Genomic DNA, 24,005 nt, shown 5'->3' with positions numbered 1-24,005 from the left:
CCCGGCCGGAGCGTCGACTGTGCCACGATCGGGGCGAGATGCGGTCGCCGCCCGTCGAGAGGAACGCCATGTCCGATTCCGCTGCCGCCCTCGCTCCGCGCCTCGTGGCCGAGGGCGTGGGAACGTTCTTCCTCGTCTTCCTCGGCATCGGGACCGCCCTGTTCGCCTCGCACCTGGCCGACCCCGCCGGCGCGTACGCGCCCGGGATCGTGCACCTCGCCGTCGCGGCGGCCTTCGGCCTCGCCTACCTCGCGTCGGCGGCCGCGTTCGGCCGTGTCTCGGGTGCGCACCTCAATCCCGCCGTGACGCTGGCCGTCGCCGCCGCCGGGCGGCTGCGGTGGTCCGACGCCGGCCGCTACGCGCTCGTCCAGACGATCGGCGGGCTGGTGGCCACGACCCTCCTCGTCCTCGTGGGCCTCTTCGGCGCGGTCGGATGGCTGGAGACCGCTCAGAACGGCGGCTTCGCGAGCGCGGGGTGGGGCGCGCGCTCCGCCGCGGGGTTCGATCTGCCGGCGGCCGTCATCGTGGAGCTCGTGCTGGCCGCGCTGCTTGCGCTCGTCTTCCTCGGCGACGGCGCGCGGCACGCGAGCGCCGTCGGAGCCGCGCTCACGGCCATCCATCTCGTCGCCGCCCCCGTCGACGGGGGCCTCGTCAACCCGGCGACGGCCATCGCGACGGCCGTGTACGGCGGCGCCGACGCGCTGGCGCAGGTCTGGGTGTTCGCGGTGCTCCCGCTCGTCGGCGCTCTCGCCGCCGGGCTCGCGCGACGCGGCGCTGCCGCAACCTGACCGTCAGCGCAGCAGGCGGGCGACCCGCTCGTCGCGGAGCCGCAGAGCGCGCAGCTCCCGTGCGCGGCGAACGGCGACCACCGCTCGGACGGCGATCTCCGGCGGCGCCGCGGGGAGCGGCGCGACGTACGGCGCGAGCTCGCCGAGGAGCTCCGCGGCCAGGGCCTCTCGCGACCCGGGATGCATCCGCGCCGCCCCCGTGACGAAGCGCGAGAGCCGTCGCGCGAGGCGGTCGGGCATCCGGGCCACATCCGCCACCGCCGCCCACGGCTCCATGCCGGGCGGCAGCGCGAAGTCCACCGGCGGCAGCGGCGGCGTGCGGGTCCGCTCGCTGTACGTGCCGGCGACGAGGTCGCCCAGGCGCTGCCCGCGCGGGGTGAAGATGCCGACGAGCAGGGCCGTGCCCCCGACGGTGAGGTACGTCTCGAAGACGCCGAGGAGCGCGCGGATCAGCGCGTGCCGGAAGCCGATGGCGCCGCCGTCGGCACGGACGATGCGGCCGCCGACGGCGAGCTTGCCGAGACTGCGGCCGCGCGTGAGCGTCTCCACCGTGGTGGGGAGGACGACCAGCAGGAGGACGATCATCACCACGAGCGCGATCTGCAGCGCGGTCTCCTCCAGCGCGCCCGCGTCGACGAGGCTCGTCATGGCGAGGGCGAACAGCAGGAACAGGGCGGCGGACACGGCGATGTCGATGAGGGCGCCGGCCGCCCGCAGCAGCACCCCGACGGGCTGAACGTCGAGCGCCACGGCCTCGCCGGTGAGCACCTCGTCGTCGCGGATCGCCGCGGCGGATGGCGTCGACATGCGTACAGTTAACCAGGTGGACCTCGACGCCCTCACGGCCGCTCGCTCCCCGGAGTGGGCGCGCCTGGACGAGCTCTCCCGCCGCCGCCGGCTCACCGGGCCGGAGGTCGACGAGTTCGTCGCGCGCTATCAGGCCGCGTCGGCCGATCTCGCGGACATCAAGACCACCGCGGGGCGCACGCCGCAGGGCGACCACGTCTCGGCCATCCTCTCGCGGGCGCGCCTGCGCCTGACGGGGACGCCCGACGGCGCCCTGCGCGCGCTGGGGCGGTTCCTGGTCTGGCAGCTGCCGGCCGCCCTGCATCGGGTGCGCTGGACGACGCTCGGCATCGCCGCGGTGTTCGTCGGCGTGGTGGCGCTCGTGGCGTCGTGGGTGTCGCGCGATCCCGCCCTCGTCGCGTCGCTCGGCCCCGCCGCGCAGCTGGAGCACTACGCCGACGAGCAGTTCGCGGGCTATTACACCGAGAACCCCGCGGCGGTCTTCGCGGGGACCGTCTGGACCAACAACGCCTGGATCGCCGCCCAGTGCGTCCTGTTCGGCGTCACCGGCGTCTTCCCCGCGTACGTTCTCGTGCAGAACGCGGTGAGCCTCGGGATCGCAGCGGCCGTCATGTTCGCCTTCGACCGCGGCGAGGTCTTCGTGCTGTACATCCTTCCGCACGGGCTGCTCGAGATGACGTGCATCTTCGTGGCGGGCGCCGCCGGATTCCACATCTTCTGGGCGCTCGTCGCGCCCGGTCCGCGCACGCGGTCGGCGGCCCTCGCCGACGCCGGTCTCTCGCTTGCGACGATCGCGGTCGGTCTCGTGCTCGCGCTCGCGCTGGCGGGCGCCGTGGAGGGGTTCGTGACCGGTCAGCCCTGGCCGTGGTGGGTGAAGATCGGCATCGGTGCCGCGGCGCTGGCGGTCTTCCTGACCTACATGCTCGTCCAGGGGCGGCGCGCGGTGCGCGCGGGCGAGACCGGCGGGCTCACCGAGTACGAGGCGGGCACGGCGAGACTCGTCGCCGGCTGAGCGTCAGGCGCGGAGCGTCTCGTGCCGGACGACGACCCATCCCTGCGGCACCGACAGGCGCTCGGTGTGCAGCGCGCACAGGTCGTGGGCGTGGGGGTCGTCCCCCGCGCCGAGCGGGCCCACCGCGGCCATCTGGTCCGCGTAGTCGTAGGTCATGGTCGTCACGGCCTCGCGGGCGCAGCCCACCTTGGAGCACAGTCTCTCGCGCATCCGGATCAGCCTACCGACGAGCGGCTCGCGCACCGCGACGACGCGCAGCAGCGCCGTAAGCTGGAGCCATGAAGTGGTGGAACCGCCCGCCGCGCCCGGCGCCGCCTCGCGCGACCGCACGGCACGGCCGGCACGGACGCGCGGGCCGCAGCTCGATCGTGCGCCCGCCGCTGCCGCCCGTCGACACCCGCTACGAGCGGTTCGACGTGGCCGTCGGCTCCGCGGCGGAGTACCTCCGCAGCGCCTGGCCGGAGCTGCGCGACGTGAGCTTCGAGATCGCGGGGCTCCCGGTCGAGCCGTCGGAGGACGGCATCCCCCGCTGGCGCATCGACCGCACCGCGCGGCGGATCATCCTGTTCCGGATCCCGGTGGAGCGGCTCAGCCGCGTCCACGGCGCGATCGGACTCGCCCGGGCCGACGACTACCACCGGCGCATCGTCGTGGAGGGCGCCGTGTTCCGCGCGGCCGCCGACTACCTCGACCGCGACCCGTGGGACCTCGCCCCCGACCGCTACCGCTGGTACTGACCGCGAGACCTCGACCCCGTCGCGAGACCTCGGCGGGCGCATGCGGTCTCGCGCGCGCGGTGAGGTCTCGCGGACGGGGCGAACCGGTCAGGGGTAGACGGTGAGCGGCTGCGGCGTCGACGCGTCCTGCGTGATGGGCAGCGCCGCGAGCACGCTGCCGCCCTCGAAGCCGAGCAGCGCATGGACCGCGGAGCCGCCCGGGTCGAGCGTGTAGAGCCCGCTGCCGGGAAGCGCCACCGAGGCGAAGGCGTGGGCGCCCACCTCCAGCGACTGCTCTCCGTCGTCGCCGGAGACGGCGACCGTGGCCGCCTCGTCGCCCGGGTTGTAGACGCTCACGCGCGGGTTGGGGCCGTCGGGCGCCGCGAACAGCGTGGCGCGCTCGACCGGCGGCGCCGCGGCGTACCAGGCGTAGTCGGAACCGGGTCCGAAGCCCGTCGCCTGCCACGCGGCGGCGACGACGGGCTGGTCGGCGTCGACGAGCACGGTGTACCGGCCGGCGGGGAGGCCGCCGAGGTCGGCGGACTTCGGCTGATCGGCGGTCAGGGCGACCTGCTCGGGGGCGCGGACCGGCACCCCGCCGCCCTCCGGCAGCACGGTGACCGTCGCCGTGGCATCCGACGTGGACAGCAGCCGGATGAGCCCGGAGGAGTTCTCCCCCTCGCTCGCCTCGGGCGTGACGTTCACACCCGGGACGACCTGCGTCGCCGCCGGCGCGACCGCGGGCTGCAGGTCGATGCCTCCGGGCTCGAGCGTGCGCACGATGCTGGACTGGAGAGTGACGCGCACGGGCGAGCCGACCGCGGTGACCCGCACGGCGGGCGCCTCCTCCCCGCCGGCGATGCCGGCCAGCGGGATGGGCACCTGGGCGCCGGCGGGGATGGCGATGGCATCGGCGCCCGCGGGGGTGGTGACCCCCTCGACGCCGAACACGTCGAGGGACACGACCGCATTGGCGTCGGTCGGGTTCGCCACGAGCAGGATGCCCGTGGTCCCGGTCGCGACGTCGCCGCCGACGATCCAGGACTCCATCTGCGGGGCCCGGCACTCCGACGCCGCGAATCCGCCCAGGTCCATGTCGCGCGCGGTGACGGACGAGGCGGCGGCCGCGGGGACGGACTCGCGCCCCTCCGGGGAGCGGCGGAACAGCGGCGCCGTCGCGTCGGCGACGCCGGAGAGCGTCAGCTCTCCCTGCTCGAGAGGCTCGCCGGCGGCGTCGCCGGAGACCACGGCGGCGTCCGCGGCCGCGCTCACCCCCGCGGCGTCCTCCGCGGAGCGCGCGAGCGCCAGCAGCGGTCCGTCGCACGCGAGCAGCACCTCGGCCGGTGCCGGAAGCACGTCGGTCGAGGGCGCAGCGGTGCCGACAGCGGGCCACGGCGCCGCGCCCGCGCCGACGACCGCGGCCACGGCGGCCGCCGAGACGACCGCTCCGATGACGATGCGCGCCGATGCCGTCGCCCTGCTCATCTCGCCTCCTCGAATCCCGCGCCGATGACCCGGGGCTTGCGCCGTGCCGCACGATGCGAGATCGGCGTCGGCACCGCGAGCAGCAGCGCGACCGCCACGGCGATGAGCTGCGCCAGTGCGATGGCACGGGCGGTGGCCTGGTCGTCTGCCGACAGCGGCGCGCGCGGCGAGCGCTCGGCGTCGACGCTCCACAGCACGCCGCGCGGCGTCTCCCCCACCCGCACCAGACCGCCGCGCTGGTCGATCGCGGTGGTCGCCGCGAGCCGCAGGGCACGTGCGGGATGGGCGTCCTCGCCGTCGGCGGCGAGGAGGACGAACGCGATGCCCTCGTCGGCGAGCCGTCCGGCGATGTCGCCGGCCGCTCCGGAGACGAGGTCGGTGGACATCTCCGCGACCCGCACGTCGTCGTCGGAGACCGCGGGCTGCGTGGACTGCAGCGTGGACTGCCCGCCGAGCGTCTCGCTCGGACCCCACACCAGCGACGCCGCGAGTCCGCCGTCGGCCTGCGGGCTGAGGACGAGGGTGGCGAGGTCGTCCACGATCGCCGCCTGAGCGGAGACGTAGGCGGGCAGGGTGGTGTCACCGCCGCTTCGCAGCTCCGACTGCCCGCGATGCACGGCGGTGAGCGCCGGCACGGCGGCCGCGCAGACGCCGACGAGGGCGACGACGGCGACCGCCGCGCGCAGTCCGCGCCGGGCGAGGCCGACGTCGAGGGCGATCGCCGCCGCGGCGACGAGCCCCAGCCACCCGAGGCTGAGAGCGGACCCCGGCCACACCGCCACGGGGGTCGACTGCACCCAGGCGGGCTGCAGCGAGACGACCGCCACGGCCGACACGAGTCCGAGAGCCGCGAGCACGACCATCGCCGTGCCCATCCGCCACCGCCGCGTCAGCGGCGCGATGAGCGCCGCGAGCACGACCGGCGCGAGCAGCAGCGGGACCCACCAGGTCGATGCCGGGAGTCCGAAGCCGGTGAGGAACGCGCCCCAGCCGCCCGGGTCGGGGGTCGGGAAGCCGAGCGCGACCCGCCACCGCTCCTCCGCGGCGATCGCGGGAGCAGCCCAGGGCCGGCCCGGGTCGGCGAGCAGCGCCCACGGCGTGCCGCGGCCGACCTGCGCGAGGACGACGGGGAGCGACAGCACGACGGCGGGCACGACCGTCCACACCACGCGGGCGATGGCGCGCGGGCGGCGCACAAAGGTCAGCACGAGCGCGATCGCCCACACCACGACGAGCGCGGGGGCGAGCGACGGGGCGCACGCGAGGACGGCGGCGAGCAGCAGCGAGGCGCTGCCTGCTGCTCCCCACGAGCGGTGGGCGGCGGCGCCGGCGAACAGCAGCCAGGGCAGCAGGAGGTGCGCGATGACCGAGGCGGGGCGGGGATCGACGAGGGCCGAGAGGAAGCTCGGCGCGAACGCCCACAGGAGGGCCATGACGACGCGGACGCCCGCGCGCGGCGTGACCCGCGTGGCGGCGAACCACGCGCCCAGCACGGCCAGCGGCAGGGCCAGCAGCCACAGCACGAGGAGCGCGAAGGACGGGCTCCCCGGCCAGAGCGACCCGAGGAGCGCCGTGACGCCGGCGAACGGGTCGGCCGCCGACACGACGTGCAGCCCGACCTCGCGGCGGCCGTACGCGGCCTCCGACCAGAGCCCCGAGACCGTGCGCTGCAGCGGCAGGAGCGCGCCGCCCGCGACCCCCGGCCACGACAGCAGCGCGAGGAACGCCACGACGCTCACGAGGCCGGCGGCGAGCACGGCCCACGCCCCGCCGCCCGAGAAGAACCGCAGCTCGCTGCGCACGCGGGGCGCGTGGTGCGGGTCGTGGCGCTCGCGCAGGTCCGCGCGCGTCACGCGGAGCGCCTCGACGCTCGCCCAGGAGCGGCTGCGGATGCGACGGATGCGACGACGCGAGCGCGCGACCGCCCCCACGCGCACCATCGCGACGACGGCGGCCGCCCACTCCGCGGGCACGAACGCCGGCGCCTTGGCGATGAGCTGGACGACGGTCTTCCACAGCGCCAGCGGCAGGAACGAGAGCCAGTGCAGCACGACGGCCCATGCCGGCGCGTAGGCGAGCCGGCGGTGCAGCTGCGCGAGGCGCTCGCGGTAGTCATCGGCCATTCGCGTCCGATGCGGGGGCGGAACCGCGATGCGCGCACGCGGCACGAGCGCCACGCGACGGCCGGCGAGATGTGCGCGCACGCCCATGTCGAGGCCCTCGTCGGCGCCGAGGAGCGCGGGATCCGGCGCGAGGTCGGCGGCGATGTCGCCGCGGACGAGGACGCCGCGGACGTCCGCGCCCAGCACGTCGTCGAGTCCGTCGTACTGGCCCTGGTCGAACTCGCCGTCGGCGAGCTCGACGGAGCGCCCGAACCGGGTCATGCTCTGCCCGAGCGAGACGATGCGCTCGGCATCGCGCTCGTCGACGAGCTTCGGCGCGGCGATCGCGATCGAGGGACCGCGCTCGAGGGCGGCCGTCAGGGCGGCGAGTGCGCCGGCGTCGGGCGTCGAGTCGTGTGCGAGCAGCCACACCGCGGCGCCGGGCGTCACCCGCCGCAGCGCGTAGCCGACCGCTGCCGCGAAGGTCGTGGCGGCCGATGCCTCGACGATGCCCTCGGCACCCGAGGACGACACGAGGTCGCGGAGCGGCTCGAGCGGGCCGCACACGACCACCGTGAGCGCGTCGACGGGCCGGCGCTGCGAGCGGATGGCCGCGAGGGTGCGTTCGAGAGCGGGTGCGGCATCCGGTGAGGAGCGCGCGACGAGGACGGCGTGGACTGCGGCGGGCATGACCGGGCAAGCCTAAGCCGCGCGGCGTGCGGGGCCGGAGATCGGCGCGCCGAGGCGGCGCATTCCCAGGCTGCGGGCGGTCAGCTCGCCTGACGCTTGAGCTTGCGGCGCTCGCGCTCGCTCAGACCGCCCCAGATCCCGAAGCGCTCGTCGTTCTGCAGGGCGTACTCGAGGCACTCCGCCCGCACATCGCACGTCGCGCAGATGCGCTTGGCGTCGCGCGTGGATCCGCCCTTCTCCGGGAAGAAGGCCTCGGGATCGGTCTGCGCGCACAGCGCGTCGCTCTGCCATGCGAGCGCGGTCTCCTCCGCCGTCGGCGGCCGGACTCCCGGCACGCCGAGCTCGACCGGATCGACGAACCAGTCGTCGGGTGCTCCCGATCGATACTGCGAAGGCGCCATCGTCGCTCTCCAACCCTTGTGTCTCCCCCACGCGGGCAGCGTGTGCACTTAATTACAACGGTGTGATTCGCAGAGGTCAAGTCGCGGATCGTAAACCCTGAAGGGGAGATCGAAGGTTCACCTGGTCCACCGGCGTGTCGCGGCGGCGGATCCGAGTGCGGGATCCGAGTGCGCTCAGGCGACGCCCGGCTCCGCCACGAAGACCTCGCCGTCGCCCGCGAAGCGCAGCTCGGCGGTGTCGGGGGTCGCGAACACCGCGCGCCCCGGCCGCAGCGAGACCGTGTCGCCCCCGTCTGACACCGTCACCTCGCCGGCCGTCGCGAGCACGATCGCCGCGCCGGTCGGGTGGAGGACGGCGGGCTCCTCGCCCGCCACCGCCACGCGCAGGAGGCGGAAGTCCGACACCGGCACGGCGAACGACTCCACGGCGCGGGAGCCGCGGTCGCCGGCCACCGGCAGCACGACGGGCACCGGCCCCGGCTCGGGGTCCACAATCGCGAGCAGCTCGTCGACGTCGATCCGCTTGGGCGTGAGCCCGCCGCGCAGCACGTTGTCGCTCGCGGCCATGAGCTCGACGCCGAGCCCTGCGACGTAGGCGTGCAGCATCCCCGCCCCGAGGAAGAGGCCCTCGCCGCGACGCAGGACGACGTAGTTCATCAGCAGCGCCACGACCACGCCGGGGTCCTGCGGGTGGATGCTGGCGATGTAGCGGGCGTTGGCGAGCTCGGCGGCGAACTCCGTCGACTGCGCCTCCTCGAGCGCGGCGATGATCGCCGCGACCGTGTCGTCGGCGTCTCCGCTGAGCAGCCAGCCGAGCGCGTCGCGCAGCCCCTCGGGGTCGCCGAGCCGCTCCCGCAGCGGCGCGGCCGCCGCCCCGATCGCATCCAGCAGGCGACGCGTGGCCTCGAGTTCGCGCAGCCCCGACAGCGCCTCGAACCGGTCGCTCAGCGCGACGATGATCTCCGGCTTGTGGTTGTCGTCGACGTAGTTGCGCGGAGCGTCGGCATCGAGCGACGCTTCCCGCGCGAACCCCTCCTCCGCCTGCCGCTTCGTCGGGTGCACCTGGATGGACAGGGGCGCGCCGGCCGCGAGCAGCTTCAGGAGGTAGGGCAGGCGACCGCTCGGCGAGACCCGCACGCCGTTGTCGGCGATCCAGGCGTCCAGCGTGCGGCCGCTGCCGTCCTCGACGTCGGCGGGATCGGACGGATGGTCGCCGAACCACACCTCCGCCTCCGGGCCGGCGGCGGGGTCGCGACCCTCCAGCGCGGCGATGAGCGAGCGGGAACCCCAGGCGTAATCCCTGGGAGCGTTGGCGAGCGGAACGAGCACGCTCCCAGCCTAGGGTGCGGGCTTCGCGGTGGCGGTAGCCTGGTGCGCGATGACGCAGCTGAGCCGGTACCCGGTCGCCGACCCGCCCACCGCGCCCGAGCGCGAGACCACGGGCCACCTCCTGCTGCGCGCCTACGCCGTGCTCGTCGTCTTCTCCGCCTTCGCGCACTCCTTCTGGTGGAACCTCCTGGGCTTCGCCGGCGGCGCGGCGTTCCTCGGCGCCCTCACGCTCGGCACCGTCGCGATCTGGGTCCCCCGGCTGGCACGGCGCCGCGCGCCGTTCCCGTGGCGCCGGCTTCCGTGGCTCGCGCTCGGCTATGTGGGCCTCGCGCTGATGTCGCTGGCGTGGTCGTCGTGGGCGGCCACCACCGCCGTCACGTGGCTGCTGCTCGCCGCCGCGACGCTGCAGGGCGTGTTCCTGGCCGACGTGCTCACGTGGCGCGAGCTGCTGCGCTGCCTCGAGATCGCGCTGCGCTGGGTGATGGGGCTGTCCGTCCTCCTCGAGCTGTGGGTGGCGGCGGTGCGGCACCGCCCGCTGCTGCCGAACTTCACCGACGTGCCGCCCCACCCCGATCCGCACTGGTACTGGGTGCGGGGCAACCTCCTCGACTCCGTGCTCGATCCGGGGCGGCTGCAGGGCGTCGTCGGCAACGCCAACCTCCTGGGCATCCTCTGCCTGCTCGCGCTCATCGTCTTCGGCGTGCGCCTGGCCGACCGCGCCCCCTCGCCCGTCGTGCGCGGCGTGTGGATGGCCGTGGCCGCGTTCCTCCTGCTGCGCTCGGGCTCCGTGACCACCCTCGTGGCGCTCGTCGTCGTCGCCGTCGTGCTCGGCGCCATCCTGCTCATGCGCCGCGCGCGCAGCCCGCGAGAGCGCACCCGCCGCTACGCGCTGTTCGCCGCGGTCGTCGTCGTGGGCGCGGCGCTCGCCCTGCTCCTCCGCGACCGGCTCCTCGCGCTGGTCGGCCGCGGCGGCGACCTCACCGGCCGCGGCGCCATCTGGAGCGCCGTCCTCGATCGCGCCGCCGAGCGTCCCGTCGTCGGCCACGGGTTCGCGAGCCCCTGGCTCCCCTGGGATCCCGCCTTCGACGGCTGGATCGTCGACCACGGCATCACCGTGTTCCACGCGCATGACATGTGGCTCGACGTCTTCCTCCAGCTCGGAGCGCTGGGCGTCCTCGTCGTGCTCGGCGTGTTCGCCGCGCTCGTGTGGCGCGCGTGGTTCTTCGCCGTCGACCGCCCCCGCTGGGACATCCGCGCCGACCGCCCGTACCAGGCCGTCGCGCTCCTCCCCCCGCTCGTCGTCGCGATGCTGCTCGTGCAGGGCCTGACGGAGTCGGGCCCTATCATGCTGTGGGGCTGGATGCTCGTGGTCGCGCTCTCGTTCAAGATCAAGGCGGCCCCGCTCGTCGACGTCGGGGCGGGCGAGGCGTCGGCGCCCGAGCGACGGCCGCTGCGGACCCGACGCCGATGACCTCATCCGCGCCGCTGGGCGCGGCCGTGCGCCTCCTGCGCTCGGCCGACGCCGCCCGCGCGTACACCCTGACCACGCTGCTGGCGGTGCTCGGCGCGCACGCGATCGAGAGCACCGCGGGCTCGGTCACGCTCGGCACCATCATCGTGTCGCTCGATCTCCTCGGGGTCGCGATCGTCGTCGCCCGGCGCCGCGAGCTGCGCCCCCTCGGCTTCGCGCCGACGAGCTTCGTCGCGTTCCTCGCGTGGGCGCTGGTGTCGACCATCTGGTCGTACGACGACGACGCGACCCTGGGCGGATGGCTGTCCCTGGTCGGCTACGGATTCCTCGCGCTGGTCATCGCGCACATCCGCGACACGCTGCAGACCGTGCGCGCGCTCGGCGACGTGCTTCGGTGGCTGCTGTCGCTGTCGCTGGGGCTGGAGATCCTCGCCGGCGTCCTCCTCGACATGCCGTTCCCCTTCCTCGGGATCGCGGGGCAGATCGCGAACGGCGGGCCCATCCAGGGCGTGTTCGGCACCCGCAACCTGCTGGGCTTCGTCGCCGTCGTCGCGCTCGTGACGTTCCTCGTCGAGCGGCGCACCCGGTCGGTGCCGCAGGCCACGGCGGTGTTCTCGATCACGCTCGCCGCCCTGCTCGCCATTCTGTCCGCGTCGCCCACGGCGGTCGTCCTCGCCGGCTCGGTGGCGGTCGCGCTCCTGGCGCTGGCCCTGGTGCGCAGCACCCCTCCGCAGCGCCGCCGATCGCTGCAGTGGACCCTGGCGGTCGCGGTCGTGCTGGGGCTCGCGCTGGCCTACGCGCTGCGGCACCCGATCCTGCGCTGGCTGGACGCGACGGCCGGCTTCTCGCTGCGCGCCGATCTCTGGAACGAGATCCTCACCTGGGTGCAGAACCGGCCCATCCAGGGATTCGGATGGCACGGCGAATGGGAGGGCGACGCCTACCCGCTCAACGTCATCAACGTGCTTCTCGGCCAGTCCCACGCGTCGGCGCTGAACGCGTTCTTCGACGTGCTGCTGCAGCTCGGCTGGGTCGGGCTGCTGCTGTTCACGGCGCTGTGCGGCGTCGCCTTCGTGCGGTCGTGGCTCGTCGCGAGCGAGCGGAAGTCCACCGTGTACGCGTGGACGCCGGCCGTGCTCACGGCGCTCATCGTCGACTCGATGTTCGAGAGCTTCACCCTTCACGGCGCGGGATGGCTCCTCCTCGTGCTCTGCGCGGTGCGCGCCGGCCAGTCCCGCTCCTGGCGGGAGAGCCTCGATCTCGTGGCGAGCGGCGGCGAATCCCAGGATCCGCTGGGACCGGCGCGATAGGCTCGACGGCGGCCCGATCCCGGTGCCGATCCCGTCTCGCATCCGGAGCTCCGCCGTGGCACACGTCCTTCAGAGCGTGGTCTTCCCGCTCGACCGCGATCCCGACCTCCTGCCGCTGTACGTCGATCCCGAGGTCTGGTCGACGATCGACGAGGAGCCGGTGCGCGTGTCGGACGTCGCGCATCTCGCCGACGTCCTCGGACGCACCAGGGCGCGGGTCCCCGCCGGCACGCGCGTGTCGTTCGCGACGTACTTCAACGCCTTCCCCGCGTCGTACTGGCAGCACTGGACGAACGTCCGGTCGGTGCGCCTGACCGTCCGCACTGAGGGCACCGCGACCGTCCTCGTCTACCGCTCCACGGGCGGCGCCGCCCAGCAGCGGATCGAGACGCAGGACGCGTCCGGCGACGCGGAGACCGTCTTCGACATCCCGCTCACGCAGTTCAGCGACGGCGGATGGCTGTGGTTCGACATCGTCGCCGGTGCGGAGGACGTCGTCCTCGCGGGCGGCGAATGGACCACCGAGCAGGAGCCGGCGCGCACCGGCAAGGCCTCCCTCGGGATCACGACGTTCAACAAGCCCGACTACTGCGTGGCCACCCTCGGCGCGCTCGCCGATGCCCCCGAGGTGCTCGAGCTCGTCGACCGCATCTTCATCGTCGACCAGGGCACGCAGCAGGTCGCCGCGCAGGAGGGCTACGCCGACGTCGCCGGCCGCCTCGGCGAGCAGTTGCAGATCGTCGAGCAGCCGAACCTCGGCGGCTCCGGTGGCTTCGCCCGCGCCATGCACGAGACGCTGCAGCGGCCAGAGAGCGACTTCATCCAGCTGCTCGACGACGACGTGCGCATCGAGCCGGAGTCCATCCGCCGCTCCATCACGTTCGGGCGGTTCGCGACGCAGCCCGTCCTCGTGGGCGCGCACATGTTCGACCTCCTCAACCGGCCGCGGCTGCACGCCTGGGCCGAGGTCGTCGACGAGCGCCCGTTCATGTGGCGGAACCTCTTCCAGGAGGAGATGCCGCACGACTTCCGCCGCGCGAACATCCGCCAGACTCCGCTGCTGCACATGCGCATGGATGCCGACTACAACGGCTGGTGGATGTGCCTCATCCCGACCGAGGTGATCCGCGAGGTCGGGCTGGCGCTGCCGGCGTTCATCAAGTGGGACGACGCCGAGTTCTGCCTGCGTGCGGGCGAGGCCGGCTACCCCACGGTGTCGCTGCCGGGCGCCGCCCTCTGGCACGTGTCGTGGATCGGCAAGGACGACTCCATCGACTGGCAGGCGTACTTCCACGCGCGCAACCGCATCGTCGCGGGGCTGCTGCACTCGAACGCGCCGCGCGGCGGCACGCTCATCCGGCACTCGCGCCGCGTCGACCTCAAGCACCTGATGATGATGCAGTACTACCCCGTGGCGCTGCGGAACCGCGCACTGCGCGACGTGCTGCGCGGGCCGGGCCACCTGGCCGAGAACATCGCCACCGCGATGCCCGAGGCGCGCTCGCTCGCCGCCCGCTTCCCGGAGACCGTCGTCCACCGCGACCCGACCGTCGTCATGCGCTCGCGCCGCGGCCGCCAGGTGTTCCAGCGGCTCAAGCAGCACGTCTTCGACAGCCCGACCGGTTGGCGGCTGCGGCTCTTCACCGCGCAGACGCTCCTGTCGCACTGGTTCCACGAGCCCGACCCGGCCAACGTCGCGCAGCCCGAGGTGGAGTTCGGCAAGGCCGACGCCCACTGGTGGCGCGTGCCGCTGTTCGACTCCGCGCTCGTGAGCGCAGCCGACGGATCGGGCAAGAACATCTACACGCGCGACCGCCTGCTGTACCGGCGCATGCTGCGGGACTCGGTCTGGCTGCACGCCCGACTGCGGCGCGAGTGGCCGCGGCTGCAGCGCGAGTACCGCACGGCGCTGCCGGACCTCGTGTCCGAGGAGTCGTGGCGCACCATCTTCGGGAGGCAGTCATGAGCGAGAAGCCGTCGGTCGTCGAGCAGACGTACGACCCGCGGGCGTTCGACCCCGCATCGGCGACGATCGTCGTCGTCACCTACAACCGCTCGCACCTCCTGTCGAAGCTGCTGGTGTCGATCGGCGAGATGGACCCCAAGCCGGGCCACGTCGTGATCATCGACAACGCGTCGGCCGACGACACCGGCGAGGTCGTGGCGTCGTTCCGCGAGCGCGTCGGCACCGAGATCGTGTACCGGCGCCTCGACGAGAACACCGGCGGCTCCGGCGGGTTCAGCGAGGGCATGCGCGTCGCCTATGAGCTCGGCTCCACGTGGATCTGGCTCATGGACGACGACGTCGAGGTCCTCCCCGACGGGCTCGCCCGGATGGGCGTGTGGGCGCCTCGGTTCAAGAGCATCCAGGGCCGCCGCTACGACTACGACGGCAGCGAGTTCTACTGGCAGTACCGCCTCTCGATCCCGCTGGGCATCCCGATCCCGTTCGCGCCGGCGGGCTTCGACGCCACCGGCTACCGCGAGATGAACTCCGGGTGCTTCGAGGGGATGTTCATCCACCGCGACATCGTGCAGAAGGTCGGGCTCCCCGACCCGCGCTTCTTCATCTACTGGGACGACTCCGTCTACGGATGGCTCGCCTCGCTGCACACGACGAGCGCGATCGTCGACGAGTTCGTGCTGCGGCGCACCCGCGAGATCAAGCAGTGGGACATGGGCGTGCGGCACCTCAACGCGTCGAGCAACGCCTACCGGTACTACATCATGCGGAACCGCGGCATCATGCGGCACTACTTCGCCGAGCACGGCGCGTACCGCCCCGTGCGCTTTACCCTCGGGACCGCGCTCACATTCGCCAAGGAGCTCGTCCGCCTCATCGCGGTCGAGCGCACCGTGCGGGGCACCAGCAATCTCTTCCGCGGCATGCGCGACGGCCGGCGGATCGCGAAGGACGCCTCGTGGCGCCCGATGCCTCCCCTCGCCGCCGACGAGGCGCGCTGACGCCATGCTCGACATCGCCGATGACGCGCGGATCGATCCCTCGGTCCAGCTGCTGCACCGCGACGGCGATCGTGACATCTCGGTGGGCGCCCGCACGAAGATCTACCGCGGCGCGGAGATCCTCGGCCCCGTCGAGATCGGCGCGGACGTGTTCATCAACCGCGACGCGTACATCCGCCCGGGCACCCGCCTCGGCGACCGCGTGAATCTCGGGCCGTTCGTGAAGCTCATCACCGACACGCACGACATCGGCGGCCACGACAAGCGCGCGGGCGACGTGCGCCACGACCCGATCGTCGTGGGCGACGGCACGTGGATCGGCGCGTCGGTCACGGTCGTCGGCGGCGTGACGATCGGCGCCGGCTGCGTCATCGCGGCGGGAGCCGTCGTGACCGAGGACGTGCCGGACGACACCCTCGTCGGCGGTGTCCCGGCCACGGTCATCCGCCGCCTGCGCCGCTGACCACCACGCTCTCTCCGCTCCGGCCTCGCGTTCGGAGCACCGGGACTAGCGCTCCCAGGGCTAGGGCTAGCGTTCGTCGCCGAAGCTAGCGTTCCGAGCACCGGTCTCGACGACGAGCGCTAGTCTCGGGGAGGAATGGACCCCCGCGGTCAGAGCTCGCCGGGCGACATCGCCTGCTCGTCGAGCTCCTCGAGGATGTGCTGCGCGCGCGGCGAGCGCCGCGGCGCGTACACGACGAGGGCGTGGAACGCGTACCTGGCCACGAACGCCACCGCCAGCGTGATCGCGGCCGCGACGATGCTGGAGATGTGCCACGTCTCCACCAGCAGCGCCAGCACGGGGATGCGCACGAGAGCCTCGGCGTTGTTGAAGGCGAACGACTTGCCGAAGCGCGAGCGCCGACGCGACGCCTCCCCCAGCAGCTCGCGGAAGACGAACCGCTCCTGCAGCAGGAAGTTGCCGATGATCGTCGTCTCGGCCGCGATGATCGCCGCCCACACGTACGGCAGGCCCGCATGGGTCAGCGCCCACATGATCGCGAGGTTCACGACAGCGCCGAAGCCGCCGATGACCGCGAACGCCGACATCTTGCCGAACCGGAGCGCGGCGAGCTGCGCGAGGAACCGGGCGCCCTGGCGCACCGAGGCCTTGGACGACCCGGCCGTGCGCTCGGCGAAGTCGAACGGGATCTCCGCCGCCCGCAGCTGCTGGCGCGCGAGGATCTCGAGGAGGATCTTGAACCCGCGCGGCCGCAGCGGCGCGAGGTCGATCCGCGTCCGGTCGACGAGGAAGAACCCGGTCATCGGGTCGGAGCAGTCGCGCAGCCGGAGCGGGAACATCGCCTTCGTCAGCGCCGTGGTCGTGCGCGAGACGAGGTTCCGGGTGAGATCCGCGAGACCCGCGGCCGAGCCATCCGCGACGTATCGCGAAGCCACCACGACGTCGACATCGCCCTCGCGGAAGCGCGCGATGAGGTCGGCGATCTTCTCCGGCGGGTGCTGCAGGTCGCCGTCGATCACCACGCACACGTCGTACGCCGCGCGCTCGAGCCCCACGATGACCGCGCCGCTCAGGCCGCCCTCGCGGTTCTCGCGATGGATGGCCCGGACCGGCAGATCGACGAGACTCGCGACCCTCTGCACCTCGTCCACGGTGCCGTCGTCGGAGTCGTCGACGAACAGCACCTCGCCCGCGATGCCCGCGAGCGCGGACTCGATGCGCCGCACCAGCGGCTCGACGTTCGGCGCCTCGTTGTAGGTCGGCACGATGATCGTCGCGCCGGCGAAGTGGTCGGTCGTCATCGCGTTCAGACGTCGCTCTCGGTCGATCGCACCGGGACTGCCGGCGCAGGTGCGTGATGTCGATTCTGCCAGCGGACGGGGGTCAGCATCATCCCGGCGGCGAGGACGCTGGCGTAGACGAGCGGCAGCACGTAGCGCGGCAGCGCCACGGGGCTCGCCACGAGGAAGGCGAGATTCGCCAGCAGCGGCACGAGGGCCAGGATGTGCAGCGCGCGCCGGCGCCGGATGGCGTAGGCGAGCGCGATGAGGGGGATCCACGACGCGTAGAAGGCCTTGGACGACAGCGGATCGCGCTCGGCGATGGCGTCGGTGGCGTGGTTGACCGCCGTCCTCGCGTGGTCGAGCTCGGCGGGCGCGTGGAGTCCGTCCACGACGGCGACGATCTCACCGCGGGTGGTCGCGGGAACCGCGCGCTCCTCCCAGTAGTCGATGTAGCGCTCCAGCGTCAGCGAGTTCTGGAAGGCCATCGGCGACACCGGGGCGAAGTACTCGAAGGTGTTGGCGGCGGTGGCGGAGAGCGCCGTCATCGGATAGCGCAGCAGCTGCGCGAACCAGACCTCGAGGTAGGCGCGCATCTCCTCCGACGTCGCATCCTGATCCCAGCGACCCTTCACCGAGTCGGAGCGACGGGGGACGTAGGCGTCCGCCAGGCCGTCGTACCGGAGTACGTCGTCGATCGCCTCCCGCTCGTGGGCAGGGATCTCGTCGCCATGGGCGGCCACGATGCGCGCGGTCTGCTGGACGGGGATCGTGAGCATGTCCGTGGCGGTGCTGGGCGCGACGCCCAGGGCTGGAAGGAGGAGGAGCGGCCAGACGACGTTCGTCACGACGAGGGCCGCGCCGGTGCCGAGCGCGATCCGGAGGCGGGTTCCGCGGGCCGCGATGACGAGGAGCACGACCGCGCAGATGACGACGAGGTACACGTTGGTCCGCTTGGCCAGGATGAGCGGAACGATGAGCACGAGGGCCGCCGCGGCCATCCGGGGGTCGCGCAGCACGCGCCCGCGGGTGCGCACCGCCTCGACGAAGAGCACGAGGAAAGGCAGCCAGAACACTGCGGCGAAGGCGTCCTTGCTCATCACCGACGGAGCGGCCATGAACACCGGCAGCAGGGCGGCCGCGGCCGTGAGCGTCCACCGGGCGGCCCGCGCCATCCCCAGCCAGCCGAGGTACGTGAGCACGAGCGCGAGCCCGGCGGCCGTCGCAGCCTCCTGCAGGAGGAGGTAGACGAACAGGCCCACGCCGTCGTCGCCGACGGCCGACCCGAGATCCCAGAACCAGCCGAACACCATGGTGTCGAACCAGGGGTGATGGTCGGTCTGGGCGAGCAGACCGACCCACTGCATTCGCTGCGTGATGGTGTCGCCGTCGACATTGCCGGGGAAGTGCAGGATGAGCCAGGGCAGCCATCCCGCCAGCAGGAGCGCCGCGGTCGACACGAACCGTCGACGAACGGCCTCGCGGAACGACTCGGGAGACGAGCGGACCGCGCCGAATCGGTCGAGCCAGCGGAACAGCAGGATGAGCGGCACGGAGAGGAAGAAGGCCAGTCCGACGGCGACGACGGCGCTGCCGAGCGCCGCTCCGGGTGACGAGGCGAACCACCGCGCGCTGTCGGTGGCCTCGTACGAGGCGCCCACGACGATGAAGGCCGACAGCACGCCCGCCGTCGTCGCGGCCGGCGCATCGAGCACCTGCCGCAGCCGCGCCCCGCCGCTCACGCGCCGACTCGAGGTCGTGCCAGGGGCCCCTGTCGGCGCGCGACCGCGGCGACCGCCACGACGATCGGGACCGTCGCGTAGAAGCCGAGGGCGTAGCGCATCCCGCCGGAGACCGGTCCGGCGAGGAAGGTCGCCATGAGCGCCGCCGCGGGGAGCGCGAAGGCCGCGTCGAGCCCCGCGCGGCGCCGCCACAGCACGACCAGCGCGACGATCCAGATCCACGTCACGACGCCGGGAGACAGCGTCAGACCGACGACGGGGATGGCCCGGTACCCCTCATCGAGGAGACCGTGCCGTTCCGCGAACGCCGGCACCCCGCCTGCGGGCGCGACGTCGCCGTCCGCACCCGAGTGCGAGAAGGGGATGTCGAGGTGGATGCCGCGGACGTCGTTCCAGGACGCGGTCACGACACCGTCGTACGAGGGCGCGCCCGGCGCCCAGTAGCCGACGGTGTTGGCGAGGGTGGCGGTGACGGCCGACCCCGGGTACTCCGTCACCAGCCGCGCCCATCCCGCGAGGAACTCCCCCGTCGTGCGCTCCTCCCACGCGGTTCGCGCGTCGAGCTTGATCGGATCCGCGAAGCCGGGGATGTAGTGCTCGCCCACGTCGTCGACGCTCCACGCCGTGAAGACGGAGTCGACGAACGCGCGGTCCTCGTCGGACAGCTCGGCGTGGTGGTCGTCGGCGATGCGAGCGATCTGCTGCAGGGGCACCGACCACGCCTCGGTCTTCGGACCGGGCTGCACGCCGAGCGCGGCCGCGAGCGGGAAGGCGTACAGGGCGTAGGCGACGACGCATCCGGCGAACAGGGCGAGCGCCCGCTTCCACTGCCGTCGGAAGGGGATGACGAGGAGCGCGACGCCGAGCAGCACGACGTGCACGCCGTTGTTGCGCAGCACCATCGTGGCGATCCCGGAGGCCAGCACGAGCACCCAGGGCCACCAGGCGCGGTCGCCGCGCGCGATCGCGCGCGACACCTCCACGATCCCGACGAGGAAGACGATGAACGCCGACATGAAGGGGATGTCCTTCACGACGGTGATGGACGACATCGACAGCACGGGCAGCAGCGCGATCCACGCCCACAGCGCCCACCACGTGCGCGGCCCGACGCCCCACGCCGCGACACGCCAGAGCATGAAGGCGAACGCGGCGCTGCTCGTGAGCACCTGCACGGATGCGGCCATCGCGAGGGCGGCCGCATCGCCCAGACCGAGCAGTTGCCACACGCCGTTCCATGCCGTGATGAGGAGCGAGTGCCCCACCGGCTCGTACGACTCCCACGGGCCGAGCCCTCGCGCATACGACAGGCTGCGGTACGTGTCGAAGAAGATGAGGCCCGGCCACCAGGCGAGGAGGTACGGCAGTCGGCAGAGGACGATGACCCCCCACAGGATGCCGAGCGAGCGCCAGGGGCGCGGGCGCGCGAGCGACGCCGCGAAGCGAGCGAGCGCTCCCCCGGACGACGCGGGGTGGCCCTGGTGGAGGTCCGCGAGGTGGAGGACGAGCGCGAGACCGACCGCGGAGACGTACGCCGTGCCGAGCACGTGGACGACGCTCCAGCCGGAGGGCCGCAGCAGCCAGAGGTCCGCCTCCTCGCGGAGGAGGGACAGCCCCGCGAGCTCGGCGAGCGCGACGACCGCACCGAGCGGAACGGCCCATCTCCAGATCGCGGTCGGCAGCCATCCGATCGCCCACCATCCGCCGACGGCGAGCGCGGCGAACGCCGCGAGTGCGACGAGCCCGCCGCCGTCGAGCACCTCCGAGAGGCTCCCCGGCGTCGTACCCGCGCACAGGGCCAGCGTCGCGACGAAGGCGCCCGCCGCGGCGATGAGGACCCGCACGCGTCAGACCTCCGGCTCGCGCCAGCCGCGCCACTGCTCGAAGGATCCGTTGAGGAGCTGCGAATCGCTGCGCTCCCAGGTGTGCTTCGAGGAGTGGCGGATGTACATGTAGCCGAGGGAGTGCGTGCGGTAGCCGATGCCGCCCTGGCTCTCCACGCGGATGAGCACCGAGCGGTCGGTCGAGTTCGGCGTCGGACGCCACCCGCCGAGCGCGTCGAAGGCCGCGCGCGAGAGCAGCATGGCTCCGCCCGCGACCTGGTCGTGGTACCGCTCGGTGGCGAACGTGCGGTGCACGGTCTGCTCGACCTCCTCGAAGAAGAGGTACTCGGTCGTCTTCCCCACGACGTCGGCGCGCGAGTAGATGTGTGCGAGCACGAGGTCCCAGACGTGGTGCTCGCTGTACCAGTCGTCGTCGTCGAGCTTCGTGATGAGGTCGCCCGACGAGCGCCGCACGCCCTCCGCGAGGGCGCCGCCGAAGAGCACCGTGCGAGGGATCTCGACCACGGTAACGTCGAGCCCCCCGAGATCCAGCGCGGACAGATCCGGCGCGGCGATGCCGTGCGCGACGACGACGACCTCCAGGTGCGGGTACGTCTGCCGCGCCATCATCTGCAGCACGCCGGGGATGAGCTCGGCGCGCATCGTGGAGAGCACCACGCTCACCGACGGGAGGTAGCGCGAGCCCGTCCGGTGCTCGATCGCCGACGCGAGGCGCAGGAACCCGCCGTGGTCGTGCATGGCCGCTCGGCGCAGCTCGACCGAGCGCCGCTCGCGCTCGAGTCCCATCGCCGGGCGGTAGGGGCGTCGGATGGCCGTGGCGATCCGCGGGGACAGCTGCTCGGGGGCGATCTCCACGTTCTCGGGAAGGGAGTGGAGGATGACGCCGGCGGCCGCGAGCTCGGCGAAGCGCGAGAACAGGCCCTCGGGCACCGGCTTCGCCAGTCCGCGCAGCGGCGACAGGTCGACGGCCTCGACGTTCCGCACGGCGGCGACGTCGTGCGCGCGCATCGGCTCGGCGATCGGGAAGACGATGGGCGCGACGCCGGCGTCCGGGGCGACGAGTCGGATCAGGCCGTGCTCGCGGTCGATGAGGAGGCGGCGGGCGGGCGGCGACGGCTTGAAGCCGAGCACCCGGCCGATGGGGTTGTGCACGTTGAGGTCGATGACCGGCCGGTGCACGCGCGGGGATCCCAGCAGCGCCTCGCTCACAGTGAGCTGATGCACGGCGTCCTCGGCCTCGCGGGCCGGATCGGTCTCGGCCGTGAGCAGGACGTCGGCCTTCCGGAGGTGCACGCCGGCGAGCGCGGGGGCGATCGGCTCGAGCTGGGGAACGCGACGGCTCGGCAGCAGCGGCAGGGCGTCGATGCCGGCGCTCGGGTCCACGGCGAGCAGCGGGAAGCCGGCGCCGGGATAGGCGGGAGCGGGCGCGAACGCCGGGATGAGCGCGTCGAGCACGCGCGCGACGGGGAGCGGACGCCGCAGGGTCACGTGCGCGGATGCCCGCCGTCGCTCCGGGTCGCAGGTGACGGACACGGTGCGCGAGTCGTGGAGGGGCGCCGCCTGGCCACGCCAGCGCGGCGACGGCGCCTCCCAGCGGTCGATCTGCACGCGCAGGTCGTCCGTCATCGCCTCACCTGCGGCCGCGATCAGGCGACGCAGACCGTCCACGTCTGCCACCCGCACGCGCACGGGCTCCGGGGTCGATGCGAAGACCGGGGCGGCATCCGTCACGACGCGGCCGCCGTCTCGGTCCGGGGCTTCCTGCGGGAGGGGGCGGCGGAACCAGCGGCGGGCGGGCATGTGCGGATCGGCTCCCGGGTTCTGCGGTCGGATGGCCGCGGGCGCGGCCCGAGGAGTCTACCGTGCGCCCCTCTCCCGCCCGTGTGAGCGCGGACGGGAGCGCGCCCACCGGTCTCGGAGACTGCTCCCCATAGAATGGCGCGGTGACCAGGCCCGCCGCATCCCCCGAGCCCGCCCCCATCGTCTTCCAGAACCAGTGGCGCGACGTCTTCGACGGCACGCTGCCGGACGACTGGGAGCCGACGAAGTCCGTCTCCGTGGTGATCGCGTCGTACAACAGCGCGACGCTCCCGCTGACGCTGGCGTCGCTCGCCGCCCAGGACTACCCCGAGGACCTCCTCGACGTGGTGGTCGTGGACGACGGCAGCGAGCCGCCCGTCGAGCTCGGCGACATCGTGCCGAAGAACATCCGGCTCATCCGCGTCGAGGAGGGCTGGGGCCGCTCGAACGCGACCGACATCGGCATCAAGGCCACCTCGGGCGACATCATCTACTGGGTCGACTCCGACATGATCCTGTTCCGCGACAACGTGCGCCAGCACGCCAAGTGGGCGCACTTCATCCCCGAGGCCGCGACGATCGGCAACAAGGGCTTCATCGAGGCGTGGGACTACACGCCGGAGTCGGTCTTCGAGAAGGTCGCAGACGGCACCATCGGCGACGACTACGACCGATCGCAGCTGCACGAGCACTGGTCCATCCAGATCTTCCGCGACACCGACGACCTCAACACCTCGCACGGGCGCAACTACTCCACGCACATGGGCGCGTGCGCGTCCGTCACGCGCGAGGTGTACGACCGCACGTTCGGCCAGGACACCCGCCTGCATCTCGGCGAGGACACCGAGATCGCCTACCAGCTGTGGCAGGCCGGCGCGGTGTTCATTCCCGTCGAGGAGGCGCTCACCTGGCACCTCGGGCGCGGCACCGTGCAGGACCATGCGGTCAAGGTGGCCTGGCACAACGACGTCCACTTCGCGCAGCGCATGCCGATCCCCCGGTACCGCCGAAAGGCGGACAACCGCATCTGGGAGGTGCCGCTGGTCAAGGTCGTCGTCGAGGTGACGCCGGAGACCGCGTACCTCGCCCGCAACTGCGTGGACCGCGTGCTCAACAGCACGCTCACCGACGTGCACGTGGTGCTCGTCGGCCCGTGGTCGCAGCTTCACGAGGGGCGCCGCCGCATGCTGGCCGACCCGATGAACGAGCTGTATCTCGTACGGGAGTGGCTGCGCACCGACAACCGCGTCATCTTCGCGGAGGAGGTGCCGGAGACCGTCTTCCCCGCCCCGTATCGCGTCGACCTGCCGATCACGGCGGGAGTGACGAGCGACAGCCTCATGCAGATGTACCGCCAGATCGACGGCAACCGACTCGGCGCGGTCCGCTACTTCACACCCGGGCACACGAAGGACGACTCGGTCACGATCTGGGACAGCGCCGCTCTCGCCCGCGCTCGTCGCTACCAGGGCGAGGGCGACGCCATCGAGGACCTCGTCGACCGGGTCTGGGGCTTCCAGTGGGGCTCCAACGACACCGCGCAGCTCATCGACCTGCGCGAGGCGGACCTGTCCGCACGGGTCACGCGCGTGGAGCCGCGCATCGCCGAGCTCGAGGCGGAGGTCGCGGCGCTGCGGGCGCGCGAGGCCGCCCCGGCGGCGTCGCTGGCACGCCAGCTCGCACAGCGTGCGAATGCCGCGTCGGGCGGGCGCCTCGCCCCCGCCGTGCGCGGCGTGAACGCCCGCCTCGGCGGCGCGCCCGCCGCCCTCGTCCGGCGCCTGCGCCACAGGGGCTGACCGGC

The 24,005-nt window shown here is 73.2% G+C and carries 19 protein-coding genes; 9 read left to right on the top strand and 10 right to left on the bottom strand.

The genetic code is table 11. The features are described from left to right. Positions 1–68: 68 nt before the first annotated feature. Positions 69–788 carry an aquaporin gene (locus D7D94_RS00455; protein ID WP_156240723.1) on the top strand — a complete coding sequence of 240 codons (720 nt, stop codon included), beginning with the start codon at positions 69–71 and terminating at the stop codon, positions 786–788. 3 nt (positions 789–791) lie between these two features. Here D7D94_RS00455 and D7D94_RS00450 read toward each other — a convergent pair whose 3' ends face one another. Then, positions 792–1,595, bottom strand: a complete 804-nt coding sequence (locus tag D7D94_RS00450) for an RDD family protein (RefSeq protein WP_156240722.1) — start codon at positions 1,593–1,595, stop codon at positions 792–794. A 16-nt stretch (positions 1,596–1,611) separates the two neighbouring features. Between D7D94_RS00450 and D7D94_RS00445 the strand changes: the two genes are divergently transcribed. After that, the gene (locus D7D94_RS00445; RefSeq protein WP_156240721.1) at positions 1,612–2,607 is read left to right on the top strand and encodes a stage II sporulation protein M; all 996 of its coding nucleotides are present in this window, start codon (positions 1,612–1,614) and stop codon (positions 2,605–2,607) included. 3 nt (positions 2,608–2,610) lie between these two features. Here the strand turns inward: D7D94_RS00445 and D7D94_RS00440 are convergent, their stop codons facing one another. After that, positions 2,611–2,817 (bottom strand): DUF3499 family protein, encoded by a 207-nt coding sequence (locus D7D94_RS00440; RefSeq protein ID WP_156240720.1) that lies wholly within the window; start codon positions 2,815–2,817, stop codon positions 2,611–2,613. A gap of 68 nt (positions 2,818–2,885) precedes the next feature. On the opposite strand from D7D94_RS00440, the gene D7D94_RS00435 reads away from it, so the two are divergent. Continuing rightward, entirely contained in the window at positions 2,886–3,344 is a 459-nt protein-coding gene (locus D7D94_RS00435; protein ID WP_246171821.1) for a hypothetical protein, read from the top strand. An 87-nt stretch (positions 3,345–3,431) separates the two neighbouring features. On the opposite strand, the gene D7D94_RS00430 is transcribed toward D7D94_RS00435, so the two are convergent. The 4 genes from D7D94_RS00430 to manA all read right to left on the bottom strand — a co-directional run bounded on the left by D7D94_RS00430 (position 3,432) and on the right by manA (position 9,330). Next, positions 3,432–4,808 (bottom strand): DUF5719 family protein, encoded by a 1,377-nt coding sequence (locus D7D94_RS00430; protein ID WP_156240719.1) that lies wholly within the window; start codon positions 4,806–4,808, stop codon positions 3,432–3,434. Further along, on the bottom strand, positions 4,805–7,600 hold the full coding sequence (locus tag D7D94_RS00425) for a glycosyltransferase (RefSeq protein ID WP_156240718.1): 2,796 nt from the start codon (positions 7,598–7,600) through the stop codon (positions 4,805–4,807). The genes D7D94_RS00430 and D7D94_RS00425 overlap by 4 nt, the downstream gene beginning before the upstream one ends. A gap of 80 nt (positions 7,601–7,680) precedes the next feature. After that, the gene (locus D7D94_RS00420; protein WP_156240717.1) at positions 7,681–8,001 is read right to left on the bottom strand and encodes a WhiB family transcriptional regulator; all 321 of its coding nucleotides are present in this window, start codon (positions 7,999–8,001) and stop codon (positions 7,681–7,683) included. Positions 8,002–8,175: 174 nt separating this feature from the next. Continuing rightward, entirely contained in the window at positions 8,176–9,330 is a 1,155-nt protein-coding gene (manA, locus tag D7D94_RS00415; protein ID WP_156240716.1) for a mannose-6-phosphate isomerase, class I, read from the bottom strand. Positions 9,331–9,379: 49 nt separating this feature from the next. Here manA and D7D94_RS00410 point away from each other — a divergent pair, with 49 nt between their 5' ends. Genes D7D94_RS00410 through D7D94_RS00390 form a run of 5 tightly spaced genes read left to right on the top strand, consistent with a single transcriptional unit; the run spans position 9,380 to position 15,538 of the window. After that, positions 9,380–10,801: an O-antigen ligase family protein gene (locus D7D94_RS00410; RefSeq protein ID WP_156240715.1), complete on the top strand. Its 1,422-nt coding sequence runs from the start codon at positions 9,380–9,382 to the stop codon at positions 10,799–10,801. Next, on the top strand, positions 10,798–12,111 hold the full coding sequence (locus tag D7D94_RS00405; protein WP_156240714.1) for an O-antigen ligase family protein: 1,314 nt from the start codon (positions 10,798–10,800) through the stop codon (positions 12,109–12,111). Before D7D94_RS00410 ends, D7D94_RS00405 begins: the two co-directional genes overlap by 4 nt. Before the next feature lie 55 nt (positions 12,112–12,166). Then, on the top strand, positions 12,167–14,077 hold the full coding sequence (locus D7D94_RS00400) for a glycosyltransferase (RefSeq protein ID WP_156240713.1): 1,911 nt from the start codon (positions 12,167–12,169) through the stop codon (positions 14,075–14,077). Next, the gene (locus tag D7D94_RS00395; RefSeq protein ID WP_156240712.1) at positions 14,074–15,075 is read left to right on the top strand and encodes a glycosyltransferase family 2 protein; all 1,002 of its coding nucleotides are present in this window, start codon (positions 14,074–14,076) and stop codon (positions 15,073–15,075) included. The genes D7D94_RS00400 and D7D94_RS00395 overlap by 4 nt, the downstream gene beginning before the upstream one ends. Positions 15,076–15,079: 4 nt before the next feature. Next, on the top strand, positions 15,080–15,538 hold the full coding sequence (locus D7D94_RS00390; RefSeq protein WP_156240711.1) for an acyltransferase: 459 nt from the start codon (positions 15,080–15,082) through the stop codon (positions 15,536–15,538). A 149-nt stretch (positions 15,539–15,687) separates the two neighbouring features. Here the strand turns inward: D7D94_RS00390 and D7D94_RS00385 are convergent, their stop codons facing one another. From D7D94_RS00385 to D7D94_RS00370, 4 genes are read right to left on the bottom strand one after another with little or no spacing between them, the layout of a single operon-like run. Next, positions 15,688–16,839: a glycosyltransferase gene (locus D7D94_RS00385; protein WP_156240710.1), complete on the bottom strand. Its 1,152-nt coding sequence runs from the start codon at positions 16,837–16,839 to the stop codon at positions 15,688–15,690. A gap of 5 nt (positions 16,840–16,844) precedes the next feature. Next, entirely contained in the window at positions 16,845–18,560 is a 1,716-nt protein-coding gene (locus D7D94_RS00380) for a DUF6020 family protein (RefSeq protein ID WP_156240709.1), read from the bottom strand. Further along, a complete protein-coding gene (locus D7D94_RS00375) occupies positions 18,557–20,404 on the bottom strand; it encodes a DUF6020 family protein (protein WP_156240708.1) in 1,848 nt (615 codons plus the stop codon). The genes D7D94_RS00380 and D7D94_RS00375 overlap by 4 nt, the downstream gene beginning before the upstream one ends. Before the next feature lie 3 nt (positions 20,405–20,407). Beyond that, positions 20,408–22,204 carry a glycosyltransferase family 2 protein gene (locus D7D94_RS00370; protein WP_156240707.1) on the bottom strand — a complete coding sequence of 599 codons (1,797 nt, stop codon included), beginning with the start codon at positions 22,202–22,204 and terminating at the stop codon, positions 20,408–20,410. Positions 22,205–22,347: 143 nt separating this feature from the next. On the opposite strand from D7D94_RS00370, the gene D7D94_RS00365 reads away from it, so the two are divergent. Further along, positions 22,348–24,000, top strand: coding sequence for a glycosyltransferase family 2 protein (locus tag D7D94_RS00365; RefSeq protein ID WP_156240706.1), 1,653 nt, complete (start codon positions 22,348–22,350; stop codon positions 23,998–24,000). Positions 24,001–24,005: the final 5 nt, after the last annotated feature.

It is taken from the genome of Microbacterium oryzae, assembly GCF_009735645.1.
Lineage (GTDB): Bacteria > Actinomycetota > Actinomycetes > Actinomycetales > Microbacteriaceae > Microbacterium > Microbacterium oryzae.
This window is presented reverse-complemented; position numbering and strand designations above follow the sequence as displayed.

Bases quoted from the DNA above. Each gene is read 5' to 3' on its own strand.
- D7D94_RS00440 (WP_156240720.1), bottom strand. From the start codon at position 2,817: ATGCGCGAGAGACTGTGCTCCAAGGTGGGCTGCGCCCGCGAGGCCGTG.
- D7D94_RS00410 (WP_156240715.1), top strand. From the start codon at position 9,380: ATGACGCAGCTGAGCCGGTACCCGGTCGCCGACCCGCCCACCGCGCCC.
- D7D94_RS00420 (WP_156240717.1), bottom strand. From the start codon at position 8,001: ATGGCGCCTTCGCAGTATCGATCGGGAGCACCCGACGACTGGTTCGTC.
- D7D94_RS00430 (WP_156240719.1), bottom strand. From the start codon at position 4,808: ATGAGCAGGGCGACGGCATCGGCGCGCATCGTCATCGGAGCGGTCGTC.
- D7D94_RS00435 (WP_246171821.1), top strand. From the start codon at position 2,886: ATGAAGTGGTGGAACCGCCCGCCGCGCCCGGCGCCGCCTCGCGCGACC.
- D7D94_RS00455 (WP_156240723.1), top strand. From the start codon at position 69: ATGTCCGATTCCGCTGCCGCCCTCGCTCCGCGCCTCGTGGCCGAGGGC.
- D7D94_RS00425 (WP_156240718.1), bottom strand. From the start codon at position 7,600: ATGCCCGCCGCAGTCCACGCCGTCCTCGTCGCGCGCTCCTCACCGGAT.
- D7D94_RS00370 (WP_156240707.1), bottom strand. From the start codon at position 22,204: ATGCCCGCCCGCCGCTGGTTCCGCCGCCCCCTCCCGCAGGAAGCCCCG.
- D7D94_RS00385 (WP_156240710.1), bottom strand. From the start codon at position 16,839: ATGACGACCGACCACTTCGCCGGCGCGACGATCATCGTGCCGACCTAC.
- D7D94_RS00395 (WP_156240712.1), top strand. From the start codon at position 14,074: ATGAGCGAGAAGCCGTCGGTCGTCGAGCAGACGTACGACCCGCGGGCG.
- D7D94_RS00405 (WP_156240714.1), top strand. From the start codon at position 10,798: ATGACCTCATCCGCGCCGCTGGGCGCGGCCGTGCGCCTCCTGCGCTCG.
- D7D94_RS00390 (WP_156240711.1), top strand. From the start codon at position 15,080: ATGCTCGACATCGCCGATGACGCGCGGATCGATCCCTCGGTCCAGCTG.
- D7D94_RS00450 (WP_156240722.1), bottom strand. From the start codon at position 1,595: ATGTCGACGCCATCCGCCGCGGCGATCCGCGACGACGAGGTGCTCACC.